This is a genomic window from Hominimerdicola intestinalis (assembly GCF_054655215.1).
In genome coordinates, this window is record NZ_BAAHNZ010000001.1 from 282691 (window position 1) to 303030 (window position 20340).

Annotated in this window: 24 protein-coding genes; 22 read left to right on the forward strand and 2 right to left on the reverse strand. The window is 45.7% G+C overall.

Annotated features, from left to right (window positions below):
- The first annotated feature begins 4 nt into the window (after positions 1-4).
- On the forward strand, positions 5-340 hold the full coding sequence (locus tag ACYQ0H_RS01365) for a hypothetical protein (protein ID WP_459811032.1): 336 nt from the start codon (positions 5-7) through the stop codon (positions 338-340).
- Between the two features lie 130 nt (positions 341-470).
- Here the strand turns inward: ACYQ0H_RS01365 and ACYQ0H_RS01370 are convergent, their stop codons facing one another.
- Positions 471-875 carry an ImmA/IrrE family metallo-endopeptidase gene (locus ACYQ0H_RS01370; protein ID WP_459811033.1) on the reverse strand — a complete coding sequence of 135 codons (405 nt, stop codon included), beginning with the start codon at positions 873-875 and terminating at the stop codon, positions 471-473.
- Between the two features lie 20 nt (positions 876-895).
- Entirely contained in the window at positions 896-1228 is a 333-nt protein-coding gene (locus tag ACYQ0H_RS01375; RefSeq protein ID WP_459811034.1) for a helix-turn-helix domain-containing protein, read from the reverse strand.
- A 366-nt stretch (positions 1229-1594) separates the two neighbouring features.
- Here ACYQ0H_RS01375 and ACYQ0H_RS01380 point away from each other — a divergent pair, with 366 nt between their 5' ends.
- The 21 genes from ACYQ0H_RS01380 (at position 1595) to ACYQ0H_RS01480 (ending at position 20334) form a co-directional block, all read left to right on the forward strand.
- Complete coding sequence (locus ACYQ0H_RS01380) at positions 1595-1744, forward strand: hypothetical protein (RefSeq protein WP_459811035.1); 150 nt, start codon at positions 1595-1597, stop codon at positions 1742-1744.
- Positions 1710-1898: a hypothetical protein gene (locus ACYQ0H_RS01385; RefSeq protein ID WP_459811036.1), complete on the forward strand. Its 189-nt coding sequence runs from the start codon at positions 1710-1712 to the stop codon at positions 1896-1898. The genes ACYQ0H_RS01380 and ACYQ0H_RS01385 overlap by 35 nt, the downstream gene beginning before the upstream one ends.
- Position 1899: 1 nt before the next feature.
- A complete protein-coding gene (locus ACYQ0H_RS01390) occupies positions 1900-2106 on the forward strand; it encodes a hypothetical protein (protein ID WP_459811037.1) in 207 nt (68 codons plus the stop codon).
- Between the two features lie 147 nt (positions 2107-2253).
- Positions 2254-2703, forward strand: coding sequence for a phage tail tube protein (locus ACYQ0H_RS01395; RefSeq protein ID WP_459811038.1), 450 nt, complete (start codon positions 2254-2256; stop codon positions 2701-2703).
- Positions 2704-2794: 91 nt separating this feature from the next.
- A complete protein-coding gene (locus ACYQ0H_RS01400) occupies positions 2795-3112 on the forward strand; it encodes a hypothetical protein (protein WP_459811039.1) in 318 nt (105 codons plus the stop codon).
- 37 nt (positions 3113-3149) lie between these two features.
- Positions 3150-3446: a Gp15 family bacteriophage protein gene (locus tag ACYQ0H_RS01405; RefSeq protein ID WP_465249828.1), complete on the forward strand. Its 297-nt coding sequence runs from the start codon at positions 3150-3152 to the stop codon at positions 3444-3446.
- Between the two features lie 31 nt (positions 3447-3477).
- The gene (locus tag ACYQ0H_RS01410) at positions 3478-6201 is read left to right on the forward strand and encodes a phage tail protein (RefSeq protein WP_459811040.1); all 2724 of its coding nucleotides are present in this window, start codon (positions 3478-3480) and stop codon (positions 6199-6201) included.
- Entirely contained in the window at positions 6198-6563 is a 366-nt protein-coding gene (locus ACYQ0H_RS01415) for a hypothetical protein (RefSeq protein ID WP_459811041.1), read from the forward strand. The genes ACYQ0H_RS01410 and ACYQ0H_RS01415 overlap by 4 nt, the downstream gene beginning before the upstream one ends.
- Before the next feature lie 19 nt (positions 6564-6582).
- Positions 6583-7881 carry a hypothetical protein gene (locus ACYQ0H_RS01420; RefSeq protein WP_459811042.1) on the forward strand — a complete coding sequence of 433 codons (1299 nt, stop codon included), beginning with the start codon at positions 6583-6585 and terminating at the stop codon, positions 7879-7881.
- A gap of 18 nt (positions 7882-7899) precedes the next feature.
- On the forward strand, positions 7900-8280 hold the full coding sequence (locus tag ACYQ0H_RS01425) for a hypothetical protein (protein ID WP_459811043.1): 381 nt from the start codon (positions 7900-7902) through the stop codon (positions 8278-8280).
- On the forward strand, positions 8277-9089 hold the full coding sequence (locus ACYQ0H_RS01430; protein WP_459811044.1) for a hypothetical protein: 813 nt from the start codon (positions 8277-8279) through the stop codon (positions 9087-9089). The genes ACYQ0H_RS01425 and ACYQ0H_RS01430 overlap by 4 nt, the downstream gene beginning before the upstream one ends.
- A 5-nt stretch (positions 9090-9094) precedes the next feature.
- Positions 9095-9514 (forward strand): phage holin family protein, encoded by a 420-nt coding sequence (locus ACYQ0H_RS01435; protein WP_459811045.1) that lies wholly within the window; start codon positions 9095-9097, stop codon positions 9512-9514.
- Between the two features lie 41 nt (positions 9515-9555).
- Complete coding sequence (locus ACYQ0H_RS01440; RefSeq protein ID WP_459811046.1) at positions 9556-10254, forward strand: CHAP domain-containing protein; 699 nt, start codon at positions 9556-9558, stop codon at positions 10252-10254.
- 228 nt (positions 10255-10482) lie between these two features.
- Complete coding sequence (locus ACYQ0H_RS01445; protein WP_459811047.1) at positions 10483-12552, forward strand: glycoside hydrolase family 31 protein; 2070 nt, start codon at positions 10483-10485, stop codon at positions 12550-12552.
- A 363-nt stretch (positions 12553-12915) separates the two neighbouring features.
- Entirely contained in the window at positions 12916-13614 is a 699-nt protein-coding gene (locus tag ACYQ0H_RS01450) for a sugar transferase (protein WP_459811048.1), read from the forward strand.
- Between the two features lie 245 nt (positions 13615-13859).
- Entirely contained in the window at positions 13860-14987 is a 1128-nt protein-coding gene (locus tag ACYQ0H_RS01455) for a glycosyltransferase family 4 protein (protein WP_459811228.1), read from the forward strand.
- Between the two features lie 265 nt (positions 14988-15252).
- Positions 15253-16452, forward strand: coding sequence for a glycosyltransferase (locus tag ACYQ0H_RS01460; RefSeq protein ID WP_459811049.1), 1200 nt, complete (start codon positions 15253-15255; stop codon positions 16450-16452).
- A gap of 17 nt (positions 16453-16469) precedes the next feature.
- Positions 16470-17645 (forward strand): radical SAM protein, encoded by a 1176-nt coding sequence (locus tag ACYQ0H_RS01465; protein ID WP_459811050.1) that lies wholly within the window; start codon positions 16470-16472, stop codon positions 17643-17645.
- A gap of 48 nt (positions 17646-17693) precedes the next feature.
- Complete coding sequence (locus ACYQ0H_RS01470) at positions 17694-18533, forward strand: glycosyltransferase family 2 protein (RefSeq protein ID WP_459811229.1); 840 nt, start codon at positions 17694-17696, stop codon at positions 18531-18533.
- Between the two features lie 28 nt (positions 18534-18561).
- Positions 18562-19593: a glycosyltransferase family 2 protein gene (locus ACYQ0H_RS01475; RefSeq protein WP_459811051.1), complete on the forward strand. Its 1032-nt coding sequence runs from the start codon at positions 18562-18564 to the stop codon at positions 19591-19593.
- 18 nt (positions 19594-19611) lie between these two features.
- Positions 19612-20334, forward strand: a complete 723-nt coding sequence (locus tag ACYQ0H_RS01480; protein ID WP_459811052.1) for an acyltransferase — start codon at positions 19612-19614, stop codon at positions 20332-20334.
- Positions 20335-20340: the final 6 nt, after the last annotated feature.

A 20340-nucleotide genomic window follows, 5' to 3' on the forward strand; every position in this document is an offset into this window, starting at 1 on the left:
TAATATGCGTAAAACGAGCCTGAAAAATATATTGCTTTTGGCGCTTGTGCTGGTAAATATTATTCTGTTTTTTGTCTGCATACGTTTTTATTATCGAAATTATATGGAGGATAAGCCGAAAGAGCCGACGGAATACGAGCTTGTTTCCTTTTATAATTACATAATAAGATCAAGATATATGGATTACAGCTCCGCCTCCTATGACAAAGACGAAAACATACTGGAAATAGGTTTCAGCAACGAGGAGTCAATGAATATCATAAAAGACGAAATTAAAAAACAGGGCTTTGATGAAAAATATTTTAAATTAGAGGTCGTACAATGGGGTACAATACCCTGACAGCGGGTATAAACAAGACGCTGCAGAATAAAAGTACATATTCTAAATATTATAAAAACAGACAGGCAGTTCAGATGAATTGCCTGTCTGCTTTTTTATTCGGTCAGCAGCCGAATACGCACCGGTAAGGCTATATAATAAGTCCGTAAAATCTGCATGCCTTTAGCATAAAATCCTCGGTTACCCCGAAATGCTCCGCAAGCTGCCACAGCTCGGTAATACCGTCCTCCAGGGCCTCGGCAAGGCTTTCCTTTGGAATAAGCGTTTTTATTGCCCATTTGTCCGCACGGTATTCGCATCTCGACCTTAGTTCAAGAGTATTTTCAGTGTAGAAAGCCCCCGTTTCGCAGTGCCCTACCTCATGAGCAAGAATGACCGTTTCCTCAGCGCTGGTGTCTATCTGTGAGCTGTCGATCACAACGGCGCAGTTCCTGCATGAGTCCATCAGCGACATAGACCGTACTTTATTCAGTTTTCCGTCGATAGTAAGAATATCCCGCCCGTCTGCAAAGCGGTAAAGCTCGGTGCTTGTCATCTGCCGTCCCCTCTCCTTTTTCAGTTCCCGTTTTTTTCTTCTCTCATTTTCTGCGCTATCTTAGCGTAGTGCCTAACCTCGTCCAGTACCTCGTCGTCTATGTCGGTAGTTCCGAACAGGGCGAATTTAATGCTGTCGTCGTCTGCCGCAGGAGAGCTTTCCTCTCCCCTTAAAATATAGTCTGTTGTGACCCCGAAGTATTCGCCGAGCTTTACTAGCGTTTCAAAATCAGGCTGACGCTTTCCCAGCTCGTAAAGGCTGTACGCCTGCTTTGTTATTCCCAGCTGCTCTGCTACCGCCTGCTGCGGCACTTTCTTTTCAGCTCTGAGCTTCCTAAGTCTTTCATTGAACATATTCCCGTCCGCATAATTGTGCGGACTGTCCTCCTCTCATGTATCAATGATACTATTATATCAACTGTTTGTTGTCTTGTCAAGGGCGTCAACATACAGTTGCCTATTTTTGTGCAATTTTGCCGAAAATATATTTTTTCACAACAAACTGTTGACAAAGGGGCAAATATAAGCTATAATAAAGACAACGAAAGGTTGACAGATTGCTGCGGATGAAAAGCTGTGTGGAAATCCGGCAGGGAAAATTTCAACATAAGGTTGACATAAATGCTTCGTGTATATGTTATACCATTTTTCTTTCGTAAAGTCAATAGCTTACAGTACAGTAAATTGTACAGTCGGACGCTTCATTGGGAGAGGGCGCATATGCTTACGTTAACGGTTATGCTTATTATTTTTGTATGGTCATATAAAAAACAGAATACTCTCAGCGAACGGCATGAACGCTGGATAGAAAACTATTTGATGGAGGAGATCGAAAATGAGCGCAGAAAAGGCGCATATAAAAAAGACTGAAAACATAATATGCGAGCTTAAAAAAATACAGGCTCTGCTCAGAAGCACCTGTATGAAATGCGCTGCAGAAAGCCCGTCGTCATATTTTACCGTAGGGGAAGCATACGGCAGGCTGTCGGTTCTGATAGAAAGGATCGAATCGGGTGCAGGCTGAAATGACGGAAAAGGAGCTTGAAAAACGCCGCAGAGAGATCTGCGCCGAAATTATGCGGACAGCTGATCGCTTCAATACCTGTAAATGCCGTAACGGCAGGCTTCCTGAGGGAAATACGGTATCGCTTCTTGCAGGGCTTTCAAAGCTTTTAAAGGAGCGGCGGCGGATACAGGAGCTGTTGTCGGAAAATAAGTGTGAAAAACGGTAAAGGCCGTTTTCATAATAGCCCGGACTGTGCCTAAGGCGTTAAACTGCGCACAGAAAGCAGGCCCTGCAAAACAGAAAGCGCACCGGAAAGACCGGTATTTTCGGTGTGTGCAAAAAACAAAACATATTTTGAAAGGAAGGCAGTTTTATGAGCAATTCAGGAGTTTACCCATGTTATGAAAATCAGTTTCAGATCGATACCGCAGGAGGAAGCGGAAACGCTGCGGCGCTTAAGCCTATCGCAGGTATGGAGAGCTTTTCGGTAGCTATCGACGGAAACGTAGAGGAATGGAAGCCGTTTGAGGCGGCAGGCTGGACAAGACGTCTTGTAACAGGCAAAAGCCTTACTATCAGCATTACGGGCAAGCGTAATATAGGCGACGAAGGCAACGATTATGTTAATTCGCTTGCGCTGAAAACAGGCTCCGGAGCGTCCACAACTCTGGTCTGGACATTCCCCGACGGAGCAAAGCTTACCGTAAAGGGAGTAGTAAGCGTAACCGAGTGGTCATCAGGAGATTCAACGGCAGTGGCTCCTTTGTCATTCGACTTTATGTCCGACGGAAAGCCGGAGTTTACAGACGCTCCGTCCGCATAAGAAAACCTCTTCCCGTACCGGCGGATAACTCTCCGCCGGCTTAAGCGGGAAAGCAGTATAAAAAATATTACATAAAGAAAGGATCATTGTTATGGCAAAAATGTATACCCTGGACGATAAGCTTCTTGCGTCCTCACCGGAGATCCGTATAGGAGATAAGGTCTATCCTGTTGACAACAGAGTCAAAACAGTAAAAAAGGTCATGAAAATGTACGAAAAGGGCGGCTCTATGGGCGTTGACGACGTAGATAAAATGCTTGCGCTGGCATATGGCGAAAACGTTTCAAAGATAAATTCGCTGGATCTTTCATGGGAAGCGTATCAGGAGCTCGTTAAGCTTACGATAGCCGCTATGACCGGAGAGGAGACCGGAGAAGCGGAGGAACGATTTCAGAAATCCGCAAAGTGAGGTCTGGTACGATCTCGATCATGACCGTGAGCTTATAATCCAGTCGGTAGCAAAGCAGTACGGAGTGCTTCCCGCTCAGCAGGAGGAGCTTCCCTACAGCGACTGGATAACGCTTGTTTCGGGACTTATGGAGGACACTCCGCTCGGAAGAACGGTAGCGGTACGAAGCGAGGAAAATAAGGATCGCCTGAAGAATTTTACCCGTCACGAGCAAAATATACGCAGCGAATGGCGCAGATTTAGAGCAGGACAAAAGAAAAAGACAAAAACGGATGAAGAGATAAAACAGGGCATAAGCGGGCTTGAGGATATGCTGCGTTCTATGCTTGCGTGACCCTGAAAATTTTAGAAAGGACGGTGATTTGATGAGTGAAAGTGCAGTAATAAGCGTTGAAGTAAAGCTGGATCCGCAGCTTGACAATATAAAGAAACAGATAATCGACAAGCTGCAGAAGCCTATGGTCCAAACGGCTCTGGTCATAGAAAAAGCAATGACGGACGCATTTTCTGCGGTCACAAGATCGGCGGAGGACGCAGGAAAGGCTGTCGCAAAGGCAGTCGCCAGAATATCCTCAGCCGACAGTGCGGTATCGTCTATGATGAAAAATATCGTTTCCGATACCTCAAAGCTGAAGTCGGAATTTTCAAAGACCTTTGACGATATAAAGAACAGCACCCTGTCGCAGATGCAGAAGCTGACGGATCAGATACAGAAAAGTCTTGAAAACGTTCAGCTTGAAAGCGATCCGGTCTCGGGAATTGACAAGCGTATAGAAGCGGTCAGGCAGAAGGTCGGACTGCTTCAGAAAAAGTGGCAGGAGCTTAACAGCGCAATGGAGGCAATGTCGCCTAAGGCGTCGGAAAAATTAGCGGCGGCTCTTTCAAATATCAAGGATAAGGCAAAAAAGGCCGGAGCGGCGGTAAAGGAAAAGGTAGGTGCAGCCTTCGGAGCAGTCAAAAACGTAGGAGCAAAGGCGGCGGAGAAAATAGTTTCCGGACTGGGAGCAATGACGAAAAAGGCGGCTTCGGCAGCGGTATCCGTAAAGTCGGGACTTACCTCTGCGGTCACAAAGGCGGCTTCGGCTGTTGGAAACGTTCTGGGAGGAGCGTTTACAACGGTGAAAAATATCGGCTCAAGGGCCGTAGGCGCTTTAAAGTCAGGCTTTTCCGCTCTCGGAGGACTGGTAGGCGGAGTATTCAAGACCGCAGGAGATTTTGTAAAGAACCAGTTTTCCTCGGCGCTTACCTCCGCTTGTATGGGAAATGAAGAATTTGCCAGGTCGTTCGGCGACATACAGTCAAATCTGCAAACGGCGTTTACTCCGATTATAAGCGCCGTAATGCCTGCGCTGAATACGCTTATGTCGGCGCTTGCGTCGGTATCTCAGGGCGTAGCGGGATTTATTTCAGGACTGTTCGGAACGACCTATGAAAAGGCTCAGAAAAGCGTAAAAAAGGTAGGCGAGGCAGGAAAGGAAGCAAAAAAAGCGTCGGTCTATCTTTCCTCTTTTGATGAAATGAACGTAGCCGGAAACGATTCCTCCGGCGATACCCAGACCGCTCAGCCGTATATGGATACCTCGTCGCTTGATTCCAAGGGAAGCAAGTGGGCAGAGGGACTGGGCGAAAGCATACGGAGCTTTTTATCCTCCGCCTTTGAAAGCGTAGGAGAAAAGGCAGAGAATATTTTCTCGAACCTGTCGTCATGGGCGCAGACAAGCTTTGCGCCGACGTTTGAAGGAATATGGAGCGGCCTTGAGGAGCAGGGAGCGCAGCTTGGAGAGATCCTTGGAGGAATGTTTGCCGATATAAGCACTCTCGGCGAGCCGCTGAAGGAATATTTTGCGGGAGATTTTACGGTCTTTCTCCAGAATGTATTTGCGACGATAGGTCAGTCGGCGGTAGGTCTGCTTGACAGCTTTAACCTTGTTTTTTCAGATATATGGAATGTTGTGGTCTTTCCTATCCTGAATAACTTTATCGAAGTGGCGCTTCCTATGATAACGCAGTTTGCAACGGAGATAGTTTCTACCCTGGGAGTGCTGTTTGAGCAGATAAAAATAGTATTCGATACCCTCTGGACAGAGGCGGTACAGCCGGTACTCAGCCTTTTTTCAGAAATGTGGATAGGTCTTATGACCTCGCTTTCCGAGTTCTGGGCAGAATGGGGAGAACCTATTTTTGACGGTCTGAAGCAGGCGATAACCGGTACGGGAGAAACACTGCTGAATATCTGGGAAAGCGTATTGAAGCCTGTCTGGGACAAGGTCGTTGAAACGGTGGATATGCTCTGGACGGATCATATAAAGCCGCTTATAGACAACTTCCTTGATTTTATAGGCGAGCTTGTTACGGGAGCAGAGGCGATATACAATAAGTTTATCCTTCCGATAGTCAACTGGTTTGTTGAAAAGCTCGGGCCTCCGGTCTCAGCGGTAATAAATAAGATAATAGAGATAGTTGGCGGAGTAATAGGAAAAATAACCGACGCCGTTAGCGGAATAATAACGGCGCTCAAGGGGATCGTTCAGTTTATAACCGGCGTTTTCACTGCCGACTGGGAGAAGGCGTTTACAGGTATCAAAAATATATTCAAGGGTATCTGGGACAGTCTTTCCAATATCGTTAAAATTCCGATAAATCTTATAATCGACCTTATAAACGGACTTACAGGCGCTATCGAAAAGGGTCTGAACTGGATAATAAACGGAATAAACGACGCTCTCAGCTTTGATATTCCCGATTGGCTGGGAGGAGGAACGTTCGGTATAGATATTCCGAATGTCGATATACCCGAAATACCTCACCTTGCGTCAGGAGGACTTGCCTACGCTCCGCAGCTTGCAATGGTAGGCGATAACAGAAACGCAAGGATAGATCCCGAGGTAATAGCTCCGCTGTCAAAGCTGGAGGGAGCAATGGGCGGCGGTCAGCTTTACGAAATAGCGGCGCTTCTGAGAGAGATAATAGCCGTGCTTAAAGGACTTGACCTTACCGTTACGGGAAATATCGACGGAAGAGTGCTTTGGAGATCGGTAATAAAAATGTACAGGCAGTATAAAACGAGAACGGGAGGGATAACGGTATGAGCCTTTCGGTAAAGGTAAACGGAACTGAGCTTCCGTCCTGCGATTCGGACGGAAGCTCAGCAATGAGGTATAAAACCTGGGCGGCAAATTCCGGCAGGGTCTCAACGGGAAAATCGGTAGGAGATATATTGTGCTGGAACTGGAAGCTGGTATTGAAATGGGGAATGCTCAGCAGGGCGGATAAAAAAGCGCTGGAAAGTCTTTTCTTTGAGCTTCCCGCCTACTTTCCGGTAGAATTTGTGCAGGACGGAGTAAGGCGTTCGGTGACCTGTTATTCTACGGATTTTACATATGAAGCCGAGCTTGACTGCGGCGGAGAAATATGGTATAAGGGCTGCTCGATAAGTCTTATAGAGCAGTGAGCGGAAAGGAGGATAAGCCTTGTATGAAGTAAGATCACAGCAGCTGATAACGGCTATCGGGGGCAGCGGAAGAACTTTCCGCGCCCTGATGGACTTCGGGGATTTCTCCGTCGGCTCGGAAAGTATAAAGACTATTAAGACTATAGGCGGCTCCTGCGGAGGAGAAGATGTAACTATAGGAGGGGCATACTCTCAGGGAATAACGGCTGAGCTTTCGCAGACTCCCTGCGATCTTGAGGGCAGAGCCTTTCAGCTTTATATCTGCCTTATCGATCTGTCGGACGATACACAGGAAAACGGGGAGGAAAGCGAGCTTATACCTATGGGACGGTTCTTCGCTGCTTCCTGCAAAAAGAAGGACGGAGGCTATATACTGGAGGCGTCGGATCATCTTGCGCTGGCGGATACTGAATACCGCTCAAAGCTTCCGTACCCCGCCAGTACAAAGGCTATCGAGGAAGAAATATGCACTCAGCTGGGCATAAGCTCGGTAGCTGTTTCAAGCGGAAGGTATATTACTTCCGATAATAAAGCTTATAAGATCTCGGACGGAATGTATTATCAGCTTTACGATTATGTAGCTTTTATAAATAAAAAGCCGTCGGGAATAACTATGCGTCAGATGATAAGCTATATCGCTTCTCTCCAGGGCAGGTTTGCCGTTCTCGACCGTACAGGCAGGCTTACCTATAAATGGTACGGGTCAGACGGAGCAGTAAAGCTCGATCCTGACACAACGGATACGCCCCAAGTAAGCGAAACGGATGTAGCAATAACGCAGATACAATGTACAGTAAGTGAAAACAGCGTTATAACGGGAGGTAAGCCGGGACGTACAATGTATATAGAAAACCCGTATATGACTAAGGAGCTGCTTGATAGGCTGTGTGCGGAGATACTTCCGTTTATATACCGTCCGGTAAGTCTTTATCAGCGTATCGGCGATCCTAGGATAGACGTGTGGGATACGGCGGAATTTTACCTGCCCGATTCGGGAGAAAGTTTCAGTGCGCCGGTTATGGAGCTGAGCTTTGAGTTTGACGGCGGCCTTTCCGCATCTATAGAAGCGGCGGGACAGTCGGATACCGAAACGGAAATGGGGGCCGGAGGCTCGTCCTCCTCCGGCGGCGGTTCGGCAGGTGCGGAAAAAGCGCTGTATATTGATGCAAGAGATGCCTTTCCTGAACCGGGAATAGCAGGAAGATTGTATATAGCCAGCGACGAAAATGCAGTTTACTATTGGGACGTTCAGCAAAAAACATACAAATGCGCCGGCAGGGATTATACCGAAGCGGCGGAAATACAGTGTATTTTATAATTAAAAGGAGGAAATTTTATGGCTGATTATCAAGGCTCGGTTACGGGCGAAATGATAGATAAAGCGGTAACAAAGGTATGCGGAGTAATTTCCGGAAGAGATACTATAACGGTAACGGGAAAACCGTCGTTTCAATATGTCAAGCTTTCGCTTCCCTTTGATGCAACTGACAAAACAAAGATTATTGCGACGATCATGATGGAAGGAGCGCCAAATCCGCTTTATAATATCTGTTTGGTTCTTACACGAGATATAAAGACCGTATATGCGGTGATTATCGCTGGAGCAAATGGAGTGGTTTTAGGCTCTGAGGCAGGGCAAACAGCTCCGTATATGGGTCAAATTCCAAGCGGTACCTATTATATAGACTGGCTTGTTATAGATAAGGGAACGGAATGATCCCTACAGAAGAAAGGGGGCAGCTTATGGCTGAACAGATAAAAATGAGAGTCCTCAACGCTGTAAAAACGTCTGAGGAATGGGCGGAGGAAACGGCGGCAATAAAAAAAGGCATTCTTTGCATTGAAATTACCTCAGACGGAAAAATGAAGGCGAAGGCAGGCGACGGAACAAAGACGTATTCAGAACTTCCCTACCTTAATGCGGAGGATCTCAGCGGTTACGCAAAGGCGGCCGACCTCAGCAGCACAGACGTTAGGTTAACAAACGCACTGAATATGCTGAACAGTTCAAAACCGAATACCTCTGAGCTTCACGGCTGTGCGTTTTCGGGAATAGCTGACGGAGTTTCACATTCGTTAACTGATACGGCGGCTTCTCACAGTCCGTATTATCTTCTGGGAAAACGCTTGGATACAGGCGATAAGGTATATCGGTCGGGTGACGGGGCAAACGGGGACAATACCTATATTTACGGCGGCAGGCTTTATAACGGAGGGCAAAAGGTCGTAAGGCAGGACGACATTATTTACGGAAGAAGCTCGAACAGTATTTCCTCGGCTTCGTCAATGGTCAGCGTAACGCTTTCACTTCCGTTTACGGCTACTGAAAATACGATAGTTACAGCGTCGGTACACAGAGTCGGAACTCCTGCGCCGTATCTTAATTACTGCCTGACCCTGAATTATTACAGCGGAAAAATATACGCCGTAATATGCGCAGGACAAAACTCAAGCAGCTCGTTGTCTGCAACGCTTCCGGCAGGAACGTATTATGTAGACTGGCTGGTGCTTGACAAAGGAGAATAACGCCTATGGATAGTATAAGATACTGGGCGATAACTGCCGCGGGGCTTGTCGGCTCGGGGATCTCCGCACTTTTTGGGGGCTGGACGTCTGCAATGACAACACTTATCATATTTATGTGCATTGATTACGTTACCGGAATAGTAGTAGCGGGAGTATTCAAGAAATCCAGCAAAAGCAAGACGGGAGCGCTTGAAAGCAAGGCGGGGTTCAAAGGACTTTGCCGCAAGGGTATGGTGCTGCTGATACTGCTTGCGGCTTGTCAGCTTGACAGGCTTATGGGTACGGCATATATCAAGGACGCAGTATGCATTGCCTTTTGCGCAAACGAAACACTGTCGATAATTGAAAATGCGGGAATTATGGGAGTACCCGTTCCGAAGCAGCTCAAAAAGGCAGTTGAGATACTTAAAAGCAGAGAAGAATAAAAACTATCGGATACGACTGAATATAAAAAGGAGCAGTAAAAATGAACTACGAAAGCAAGTTAGGCAAAAGGCTTGCGGATCTCAGCAGCAGCGCCTACGCTCAGGGGATCAAGGCTCAATGCGTTTGGTACGTTCGCGGCAGGGCAAAGGAGAAATGCGGTACAGATACCGGAATTACCGGAAACGCCAATATATGGTATGAGTCGGCTAAAGCAAGGGGTCTGAAGCTTTCCTCCGAGCCGGTAAGCAATTCTATTGCCTGTTTTAACAGCGGCAGGTACGGTCACGTTATTTTTATTGAATGTACGGACGGAAGCAGGGTCTATTACACCGAAGCAAACGCAGACGCTGACAACAGACTTTCCTCTGATGACGGAGTGCTGAAAAGACAGACGGCAGCGGAATTTAAAGCGAGAAAAGGCTATCAGGGCTGTATCTGTATAGGCGATACCTCAGAAAGAAGCGAAAGCGGTATGCACGGTTTTGCGGCAGGCAGGGACTATACCCTTACAGTAAATCTGAAGGTAAGAAGCGGCGCAGGAACGGATAAGCCGCAGAAAAAACGCTCGGAGCTGACCGCCGACGGAAAAAGACATTCACTTGACAAGACCTATGCAGTGCTTAAAGCCGGAACTGCGGTTACTGTAAAGGAGGTCAAGGCAGTAGGAGATGATGTATGGGGAAGGATCCCGTCAGGCTGGATAGCTTTGTATTTTCTGGGGGACAGCTTTGTAAAATAATTTGCGCAGTTTCAGCTTTTACATATGGATTCAGATTTTTGCCGCCGAAAAATATCCGGCGGCTTTTTGTTATAAAAGCGTCGAAATTTATAAAATACTATTGCTTTTATTTGCGTAATGAAGTAAAATATAATTGAAGTATTTTTTCTCTTTCGGCGGAATGCCCGACGGAAGAATATTTGAAGAAACAGCGTTTAAAAGCAAAGTATGGTAACGGAGGAAGCTGAAATGAAGATTTACAGCGAAGGCAGCAGAATCATTATAAGATCGGGCGGCTCACAGCTATGGGCAGAGCCGTGGGGAAAGGACTCGCTAAGAATAAGAATGACAAACGAGCCTCAGATGGACACCAATAACTGGGCGCTGGAAGAAAAGCCCGACGGGGACAATGCGGAGATAAGGACGGAAACGGTCGATACTACTGACCCGTGGTATAAGGGAGAGGAGTATTCCCGTTATCATTCCTCAGGCGTAAATTATTATCTTACCAACGGAAAGATAACCGTTAAGGCGGACTATGAGGGAAAGCTGAGCTTTTACAACCAGCGGGGCGAGCTGCTTACCGAGGAATATGTACGCAACAGAAATCGTATAAACCGCTACTGCGTTCCGCTTAGGATAGAGGCGAGGGAGCTGAAATGCATTCCCGGATCAACGGATCATCGGCTTTATGCAAGGTTCGAGGCGTTTGATGACGAGAGGATCTACGGGATGGGTCAGTATCAGGAAAAGAATCTGAATAAAAAAGGTGCTTCGCTGGAGCTTTGCCACAGGAACAGTCAGGCAAGCGTTCCGTTTATGCTTTCAAGCAGGGGCTACGGTTTTCTCTGGAACAATCCTGCGGTAGGGTCTGTTGTATTCGGAGCTAACAAGACCGAATGGTATGCGCAGAGCACCAAAAAGCTGGATTACTTTATTACGGCGGGGGATACTCCTGCGGAAATAGAAGAAAACTATACTGCTGCTGTAGGAAGAGCGCCGAGAATGCCTGAATACGGACTAGGCTACTGGCAGTGCAAGCTTCGCTACCGCACTCAGGAGGAACTGCTTTCGGTAGCGAGAGAGCATAAAAGACGGGGACTTCCGATGGACGCTATAGTTATAGATTTTTTCCACTGGACAAGGCAGGGAGATTTTAAGTTTGAGCCGAGGGACTGGCCCGATCCTGAGGGAATGGTAAAGGAACTTAAAGAGCTTGGTATAGAAACGGTAGTTTCCGTATGGCCGACTATTGACGAAAAAAGCGAGAATTTCGGGGAAATGGCGGAAAACGGCTATCTCGTCAGTGCAGACAGGGGAAGCGGCCTGCATATGACGTGGATGGGAAATACGGTTTTCTACGACGCAACAAATCCCGGGGCGCAGAAGTTCGTATGGGAAAAATGCAGGGAGAACTATTATAAATACGGTATACGCTGCTTCTGGCTGGACGAAGCGGAGCCTGAATACGGACCCTACGATTTTGACAATTACAGATATTATGCCGGCCCTGCTCTGCAGTGCACAAACATATACCCTAAAATGTATGCCAAGGGCTTTTATGACGGTCTTAAGTCCGAAGGCGAAAGTGACGTTATGAGCCTTGTACGCTGTGCATGGGCAGGAAGCCAGAAATACGGAGTTCTTACCTGGTCGGGAGATATACATTCATCGTTCAGGGCAATGAGGGAGCAGCTTCAGGCGGGACTTAATATGGGAATAGCCGGAATACCCTGGTGGACCTCGGATATAGGAGGCTTTCTCGGAGGGGATATTTCGGACGAAGGCTTCAGGGAGCTTCTGGTCCGCTGGTTTGAATGGGGAGCGTTCTGTCCTGTATTCCGTATGCATGGGGAAAGGTCGCCGTGGCATGAGCGTGAGGAGGAGTACATTGACGGAGTACGCCAGCTTACCTCGGGACAGGATAACGAGGTATGGAGCTTCGGAGAGGAAAACTATGAGATACTGAAAAAATACCTGTTTATAAGAGAGCGTCTGCGTCCTTATATAAGGGAATGCATGGATCGTGCCAGCGAAAGCGGCGAGCCTGTAATAAGACCGCTGTTTTTCGATTTCAGCGGTGATCCTAAGGCATGGGAAACTGAGGACGCCTATATGTTCGGCTCGGATATTCTGGTCGCTCCGATAATGGAGGAGGGCGCAAGGGAAAGAACGGTCTATCTGCCTGAGGGCGCTGTCTGGACAGACGCTTACACGAAAAAGGTATATGAGGGCGGGCAGACTGTTGTATGTCCTGCTCCGATAGATATAATTCCTGTCTTTTACCGCGGCGGAAAGGATCTCGGGATCATGGGATAGCGTTGCTGAGGTTTTGAGTCTGTATAAATATTCAATTTATATATGTTAAGAAAGAAATGGAAATTTAAATATTCAGATGTAAAATAAGTCATAAAATAGCTTTAGGCGTTCGGACAAAATTGTGTTTATCGCTGAAATTTTCGCTAAAATACGAAAATATTCGTATGATTCTTGACGAATTTGCGAAAATATGATAAAATTGTAACGTTGAATAAATGATAGAAAAAATTCTTATCACAGCATATTCATAATTTTTCCAAGAGCTGCCTGCCGCTGTATTAAGCAGTGTCAGGGAAATTGCGCTATGGCGGTTTTCTCTTGGAAAAAGCAAATATTTATGGAGGATAGGACGGAGATTACCGTATGAAAACGGCTTACGAAACGGCTGAATTTGAGGTCTGCGAGGATACAGCGAAAGAACTGCCGAAGCTTGAGGTAAGCAGCTTTAAAGTCAAAAGGCTGTACAGTATATGCAAAAGGGTCCAGGATATAGTGCTTTCACTGCTGGCGATAATAATTCTTATGCCTGTTTTCCTTATCACCGCAGCCGCCGTATTTATTGACGATCCCAAGGGAAGTCCGATATTTTCTCAGCTAAGGGTAGGCCGCAACGGTAAGGTATTCAGGTTCTACAAATTCCGTTCCATGGTCGTTGACGCAGAGGACAGGCTGAAGGATCTTATACAGCACAATGAAATGGACGGACCTGTATTCAAAATAAAGGAGGATCCCAGGATAACGAGGGTCGGAAGGTTTATACGCAAGACCAGCATAGACGAGCTTCCGCAGCTTTTCAATATATTAAAGGGAGAAATGAGTATAGTAGGGCCGAGGCCGGCGCTTCCGAGAGAGGTCGCAGAATACAGCGAATACGAAAAACAGCGGCTTTACGTTACTCCCGGTCTGACCTGTTACTGGCAGATACAGCCGGAAAGGAACAGGATATCCTTTGACGAATGGATGGAGCTGGATATAAAGTACATAAATGAGAGAAGCTTTTTTGTAGACTGGAAGATAATTTTCAAAACCGTGTCGGCAGTGCTGAAGGGGCAGGGGGTATAATACGGATATTCGCAGGAAAGCAAAGGGAGATCTTAAATGTCTGCCTTTACATCTGAGATGAGTATACAGAAGCAGAAGATAGAAAACAGTGTGGGGAACAGAGAATATCTGCTCTCCATGAAAGTGTGTCAAGAGTGCGGAAATATATGGAAGAGGAGATTTCCACAGTAAATATAGTAGATAAAGACGAGCAGCACGGATCAAAGGGAGGAATATTATTTATGGCCGGAAAATTAAAAATTGCGATGCTCGGTCATAAAAGAATCCCTAGCCGAGAAGGCGGGATCGAAATTGTAGCAGAGGAATTATCCGCCCGGTTGGTTCAGTTGGGTCATGAAGTAACTTGTTATAATCGAAGAGGTCATCACGTCAGCGGTGCAGAGTTTGACGGCGAGCAGCTATCCGAGTATAAGGGAATCAAGATCAGGACCGTTCCGACGATAGAGAGAAAAGGTCTGGCGGCAATGACATCAAGTTTCTTTGCGGCAGTCAAGGCGGCATTCGGACATTACGATATCGTCCATATCCACGCCGAGGGTCCGGCGGCTATGTGCTGGATCCCGAAGCTGTGTGGAAAGAGAGTTGTGGTTACGATACATGGATTAGACTGGCAAAGAGAAAAATGGAAGGGCGGATTCGGTTCTAAATACATAAAGTTCGGCGAGAAATGCGCCGTAAAGTTTGCAGATGAAATTATTGTTCTGTCGGAGGGAGTTCGGAAGTATTTTATGGATACCTACGGCAGAAAAACTTTGTATATCCCCAACGGAGTGAACCGCCCGAAAATTCGGGAGGCGGCTGAGATAAGGAAACGCTGGGGGCTTGAGAAAGACAGCTATATTCTGTTTTTGGGGCGGCTCGTCCCGGAAAAGGGTTTGAGATATCTGGTTGAAGCGTATAAAGGTCTGGTCAAGAACGGCGGTGCAGATAAAAAGCTAGTGATCGCCGGCGGCGGATCGGACACAGACGCTTTTGCGGAAGAGCTGAAGCAGGTCTGTGAGGATATTAAAGACCATGTGATCTTCACAGGATTTATCCAGGGAAAGACGCTGGACGAGCTTTACAGCAACTGCTTTATATATGTCCTCCCGTCCGATCTGGAAGGGATGCCGTTAAGCCTTTTGGAGGCCATGAGTTACGGGAACTGTTGTCTGGTTTCTGATATTGACGAATGTAGATCCGTGGTGGGCAGCAAGGCGGTGCTTTTCCGAAAAAGCGATGTGGAAGATTTAAAAGGGAAGCTGAAAATGCTGCTGGATGACGAGAGTGTAGTTCAGAAGTATAAGAAATCAGCGGCAGATTACATCTGTAGGAAATACGGATGGGACAGGGTAGTTGAGAGGACTGTTGGAGTTTATGGGAAGAGAAAATAGCTGTTTGGATGAGAATAAATTGTGTGAATGTCCGCACCGAGGAGTTAGACGAATGGAGAAAGCACAGGCAATGCCGAATAAGCAAAAGAAACATTACGGAGCAATAGACGGCTTAAGGACAGCAACGGATGGCTTCAATATGTGGTCACTGTTGTTTTGACGGTTTGTGGAGCTACAGTATTTTCTTTGCTATTAAAGAAAACGCTTGCAATTGCTGGAGAAGTAGTAGGTCAAAAGGTGATTAAAAGATAAATGAGGATATGAAATGAAAATTCTAATGATCAATAAATTTCTCTATCCGAACGGCGGATCAGAAACATACATCTTTAAATTAGGCGAATATCTGATTTCCCAGGGTCATGAAGTCCAGTACTTCGGGATGGAGCATGAAGGTCGATGTGTGAGTAATGCTGTCAATGCTTACACGTCCGATATGGATTTCCACGGCGGCAGCAAGCTGTCTAAGCTCACATATCCTCTTAAGACCATTTATTCTATAGAGGCAAGGAAAAAGATAAGGCTTGTGTTGGATGATTTCAAGCCTGATGTGGTGCACCTCAATAACTTTACATACCAGCTCACGCCCTCAGTGATCCTTGAGATTGAGAAGTGGCGGAAGCAGATCGGACATAAGTGCAGGATCGTGTTTACAGCTCATGATTATAACCTTATCTGCCCAAACCATATGCTGAATAATCCGAATACGCATGAGAACTGCGAGAAATGTCTGGGCGGGCATTTCATGAACTGCACTAAGGGCAAGTGCATCCACGGTTCCACAGCCAAGAGCGCAATAGGCACTATAGAGGCTTACTTCTGGAAGTGGAAGGGAGTCTACAAATATATAGATAAAATCATCTGCTGTTCTGAATTTATGAAATGCAAGATGGATAGTAATCCGCTCTTTGCAAAGAAAACTGTGGCTATCCACAACTTCATAGACAAGGTTGAATGGAAAGACAGCGTTAAAAAAGATTATGTTTTGTATTTCGGACGGTTCTCGGAAGAAAAGGGTATCGGCACACTCATAAAGGTTTGCAAGGAGCTGCCGGATATGAACTTTATTTTCGCAGGAACCGGACCGTTGGAAAAGCAGATAGAGAGCATACCAAACATCAGGAATGTCGGATTCCAGACAGGACAAGCTTTAGAAAGTCTGATCAGAGAGGCACGGTTTTCAATCTACCCGTCAGAGTGGTATGAGAACTGCCCGTTTTCCGTGATGGAGAGCCAAATGTACGGCACTCCGGTTTTGGGTGCAAATATCGGCGGCATTTCGGAGCTGATTCAGGTAGGTAAGACTGGTGAGCTGTTTGAAAGCGGAAACGCAGCAGAGCTGAAGAAGCAGATCGAAAAGCTGTGGAATGATAAGAAGCTCACAGATGAATACAGCAAAAACTGCAAGCAGATCAGCTTTGATACGATAGATGAGTATTACGAAAAGCTGATGAGAATTTACCAATAAAGGGGGAGACAGAGATCATGCCAGAGAAAAAATTAAACGGAACAGTAATCGTTACATACCGATGCAATGCCCGCTGTTCCATGTGTAACAGATATAAAGCGCCGTCCAAGCCGGAGGAAGAGATCAGCATTGAGACGATAAAAAAGCTGCCGAAGATGTATTTCACAAACATCACCGGCGGTGAGCCTTTCATTAGAACGGATTTAAAAGAAATCGTCAGGGAACTTTATAAGAAATCGGATCGTATCGTGATAAGTACCAACGGCTTTTTCACAGACCGCATTGTAGATCTGTGCAAGGAGTTTCCGAACATCGGAATTCGTATCTCCATCGAGGGCTTGGAGCAGACCAACAATGAGATCAGAGGCTTACAGAATGGCTATCAGCGTGGATACGGCACGTTAAAGAAACTGGTCGAGATGGGCATGAAGGATGTCGGCTTTGGAATGACAGTGCAGGACAAGAACGCTCCCGACCTGGTGTCGCTTTATGAGATAAGTAATGAGATGGGCATGGAGTTTGCCACAGCAAGTCTTCACAATAGTTTTTACTTTGTGGAGGCGAAAAATATCATCCACGACCGTCCGATGGTGGCACAGAATTTTGAGGATCTGGTGAACGCTCTGCTGAAATCCAACAGTCCGAAGAAGTGGATGCGTGCGTACTTCAACCACGGCCTTATCAACTACATCTACGGTCAGAAGCGACTGCTGCCCTGTGATATGAGTTTTGACACCTTCTTTATCGATCCGTATGGAGATGTGATGCCGTGTAACGGCACAAAAGATAAAGAGGTAATGGGTAACTTGAACACACAGACATGGGACGAGCTGTGGAACAGCCCGGAGGCGGAAAAGGTGAGGAAAAAAGTACGCTGCTGTAACCGTGACTGCTGGATGATCGGTTCTGTATCTCCTGCCATGCATAAATACATCTGGAAGCCGGGCTTTTGGGTGGTATGGCATAAGTTTAAGGCTCTGTTCATGAAGAAGCCGTACTCCATGTATGAATTGAAAATTGTCAGGGATTATAGGGACGGGAAAGTTACGAAAGAGGAACTCGATAAATGCAGCACTTGTGATTTGTGCGCTGTGGTCAACGATGGGCTGAGTGAAGCCAGTAAGGAGCAGCTTGTCGGCAAGACCGGCGAGGAGATCGTGGATGCGGATATTGCGCAGCAGATGAAGGGGTAGAACCATGATATTAACAATTCTAACACCCGCCTACAACCGTGGGGGGATATTCGAAGATTATATGATTCTTTGGAAAATCAGAGCAGGAAGGACTTTGAATGGCTTATCGTAGATGATGGCAGTACTGATGATACGGAACAGGTCGTCAGAGAGATGCAGGCAGAAGCCACATTCCCAATTCATTATATTCACAAGGAGAATGGTGGAAAGCATACCGCATTGAATGTTGGGATCAGTGCTATAAAATCAGAGTTGACGTTTATCGTGGATTCAGATGACACTCTTACATCGGATGCCGTGGCAGAAATACTTCGGTACCACGAGCGATATCGTGGCATGGATGGAATTTGCGGATACGTTTTTTTAAGGAAGTTTTCGGACGGGGTCATCAACGGGAAACAGTTTATACCAAGCGAGAGGATAGATACCTACATTGAGACTCGTGTTAATGCCGATGATACACACGCTGATAAAGCCGAGGTATTTTTCACTGAGTGTTTAAAGGAGTTTCCGTTTCCTGAATATCCGGGAGAAAGGTTTCTTGGAGAAGATTTAGTATGGATAAGAATGGCTCGGAAATACTCCATGGTTCATATTAACAAAGCAACTTATGTCGGTGAGTATCAGGCAGATGGTCTAACTAAGAATAGACGCAAAAATAATATACACGCTCCCATAGGCTGCTTGAATCGGGCAAAAGAGTTCATGGGAACGGATATAAAGAACAAATATCGTATTAAAGGAGGATTACAGTATATAATTTATGGAAGGTTTGCAGGATACAGCTTAATTAGATTACTGAAAGAAAGTAATCATAGAATGCTCGTATTGTTCTGTATGCTTCCCGGAATGTTTTTGTACGTTAAGTGGAGAAAAGAATACACTTAATCTTTCACCTGCTGTGGGAGGATTGTAAATGACAAAGGAACTTATATCCATAGTGCTGCCTATTTATAATGTGGAAAAGTATCTGGATCGATGCATAAGGAGCATTGTAAACCAGTCATATCGGAATCTGGAGATCATCTTAGTTGATGATGGCTCTTCGGATCAGTGTCCGCAACTATGTGAGGAATGGGCAAAAAAGGATAAGAGAATCAAGGTTATCCATAAGGAAAATGCCGGCCTTGGAATGGCAAGGAACACCGGGATAGAATATGCCACGGGAAAATATATATGCTTTTTTGACAGTGATGACTATGTTGCACTGGACACGTTAGAAAAGGCTTATCAGCAGATCGAGAAACATAATGCAGAGCTTGTGCTTTTTGGCTTCTGTAATGTAGCTTCTGATGGAAAGACAAAGAAGTGTACAATTCCTCACACAGAGAAAGAATACTATCAAGGGGAGAGTGTTCGTACATATGTACTTCCTAATCTGATTGCGCCTGACCCGAAAACTGGGGAGAGAACAAATTTGTGGATGAGCGCTTGGTCTTGCATGTACTCAATGGATGCAATACGGCGAACAAACTGGAAGTTTGTATCAGAGAGGCAGTATATATCGGAAGATGTCTTTTCGCTTTTGCATTTGTATAAAGATATAGAATCGGTCACAATTCTCCCAGAGGCGTTATATTTCTATTGTGAGAATGGCGGATCTCTTACACATACATATCGAAGAGATCGGTATGAAAAGAACAAATACTGTTACGACGCCTGTCAGGCTGCTTGCCTTGAACTTGGATATAATCAGGATGTGAAGGATCGACTGGCATTTCAGTATGTTTCCAATATAATCGGGGCATTGAAAACTTTGGTCACCGCTGACTGTAGCAAGGATGTGCGTCTGCACAATCTGAAGGATATCGTGGCAGATAATCATTTCCAGAACGTGCTGAATAAAATGAATGTCAGCAAGGAGACGTTCAATAGAAAGTGCCTGATTGTAACCATGCGTATGAAGCTGTTTCATATCGTCTATCTGTTGGTCAGGGCCAAAGTATAAGAGAGGAAAAATAGTAAAATGCGCGTTAAAGAAATCGGCAAGAAGTTGATACAAGGAAAACGATATTCATCTGAGACATATATAGCTTACTTGAGAAAACTTGGCGTTTCTATCGGTGAGGATTGTACAATATATGTGCCAACTAAGACCTTGATAGATGAGCAGTACCCCTGGATGATTACAATCGGAGACCACGTTAGGATTACTGAGGGAGTAAAAATTCTTACGCACGACTATTCTTGGTCAGTGCTAAAAACCTATCAGGGAGGGATATTAGGTTCTTCCGGCCGTGTCACGATAGGAAATAATGTTTTTATCGGCATGGATGCGATCATTACAGCCGGTGTTCAAATTGGGGAAAATGTAATTATTGGAGCCGGTAGTGTAGTGACAAAAAACTGTGATTCAAATGGAGTTTACGCAGGATGTCCGGCAAAGAAGATCATGGACTTAGACCAGTTCTATTATAGAAGATATAATGCACAGGTGGAAGAAGCGAAGGAGCTTGCGGTTGCATATTTTGAAAGATTCGGACACAAGCCCGATATGGAGATATTCCATGAATACTTTATGGTTTTTAGTGATAGATGTGCAATTGAAGCGAACAAAACATTTTCAGATAAGATTGAGCTGTGCTTAAACAGAGAGGCAACAATAAACTATTTAAATAAGCATAAGGCAAGATTCTCTAATTATGATGAATTCATGGAGTACTGCTTTAATATACAGAAAACGGAGTGATCCCAA

What these genes read in the sequence shown, in the direction of transcription:
- ACYQ0H_RS01375 (WP_459811034.1), bottom strand. Translation starts at nt 1,228, where the DNA reads ATGTTCAATGAAAGACTTAGGAAGCTCAGAGCTGAAAAGAAAGTGCCG.
- ACYQ0H_RS01400 (WP_459811039.1), top strand. Translation starts at nt 2,795, where the DNA reads ATGGCAAAAATGTATACCCTGGACGATAAGCTTCTTGCGTCCTCACCG.
- ACYQ0H_RS01385 (WP_459811036.1), top strand. Translation starts at nt 1,710, where the DNA reads ATGAGCGCAGAAAAGGCGCATATAAAAAAGACTGAAAACATAATATGC.
- ACYQ0H_RS01365 (WP_459811032.1), top strand. Translation starts at nt 5, where the DNA reads ATGCGTAAAACGAGCCTGAAAAATATATTGCTTTTGGCGCTTGTGCTG.
- ACYQ0H_RS01410 (WP_459811040.1), top strand. Translation starts at nt 3,478, where the DNA reads ATGAGTGAAAGTGCAGTAATAAGCGTTGAAGTAAAGCTGGATCCGCAG.
- ACYQ0H_RS01460 (WP_459811049.1), top strand. Translation starts at nt 15,253, where the DNA reads ATGAAAATTCTAATGATCAATAAATTTCTCTATCCGAACGGCGGATCA.
- ACYQ0H_RS01370 (WP_459811033.1), bottom strand. Translation starts at nt 875, where the DNA reads ATGACAAGCACCGAGCTTTACCGCTTTGCAGACGGGCGGGATATTCTT.
- ACYQ0H_RS01390 (WP_459811037.1), top strand. Translation starts at nt 1,900, where the DNA reads ATGACGGAAAAGGAGCTTGAAAAACGCCGCAGAGAGATCTGCGCCGAA.
- ACYQ0H_RS01475 (WP_459811051.1), top strand. Translation starts at nt 18,562, where the DNA reads ATGACAAAGGAACTTATATCCATAGTGCTGCCTATTTATAATGTGGAA.
- ACYQ0H_RS01435 (WP_459811045.1), top strand. Translation starts at nt 9,095, where the DNA reads ATGGATAGTATAAGATACTGGGCGATAACTGCCGCGGGGCTTGTCGGC.
- ACYQ0H_RS01430 (WP_459811044.1), top strand. Translation starts at nt 8,277, where the DNA reads ATGATCCCTACAGAAGAAAGGGGGCAGCTTATGGCTGAACAGATAAAA.
- ACYQ0H_RS01425 (WP_459811043.1), top strand. Translation starts at nt 7,900, where the DNA reads ATGGCTGATTATCAAGGCTCGGTTACGGGCGAAATGATAGATAAAGCG.
- ACYQ0H_RS01415 (WP_459811041.1), top strand. Translation starts at nt 6,198, where the DNA reads ATGAGCCTTTCGGTAAAGGTAAACGGAACTGAGCTTCCGTCCTGCGAT.
- ACYQ0H_RS01445 (WP_459811047.1), top strand. Translation starts at nt 10,483, where the DNA reads ATGAAGATTTACAGCGAAGGCAGCAGAATCATTATAAGATCGGGCGGC.
- ACYQ0H_RS01440 (WP_459811046.1), top strand. Translation starts at nt 9,556, where the DNA reads ATGAACTACGAAAGCAAGTTAGGCAAAAGGCTTGCGGATCTCAGCAGC.
- ACYQ0H_RS01465 (WP_459811050.1), top strand. Translation starts at nt 16,470, where the DNA reads ATGCCAGAGAAAAAATTAAACGGAACAGTAATCGTTACATACCGATGC.
- ACYQ0H_RS01395 (WP_459811038.1), top strand. Translation starts at nt 2,254, where the DNA reads ATGAGCAATTCAGGAGTTTACCCATGTTATGAAAATCAGTTTCAGATC.
- ACYQ0H_RS01455 (WP_459811228.1), top strand. Translation starts at nt 13,860, where the DNA reads ATGCTCGGTCATAAAAGAATCCCTAGCCGAGAAGGCGGGATCGAAATT.
- ACYQ0H_RS01450 (WP_459811048.1), top strand. Translation starts at nt 12,916, where the DNA reads ATGAAAACGGCTTACGAAACGGCTGAATTTGAGGTCTGCGAGGATACA.
- ACYQ0H_RS01480 (WP_459811052.1), top strand. Translation starts at nt 19,612, where the DNA reads ATGCGCGTTAAAGAAATCGGCAAGAAGTTGATACAAGGAAAACGATAT.
- ACYQ0H_RS01380 (WP_459811035.1), top strand. Translation starts at nt 1,595, where the DNA reads ATGCTTACGTTAACGGTTATGCTTATTATTTTTGTATGGTCATATAAA.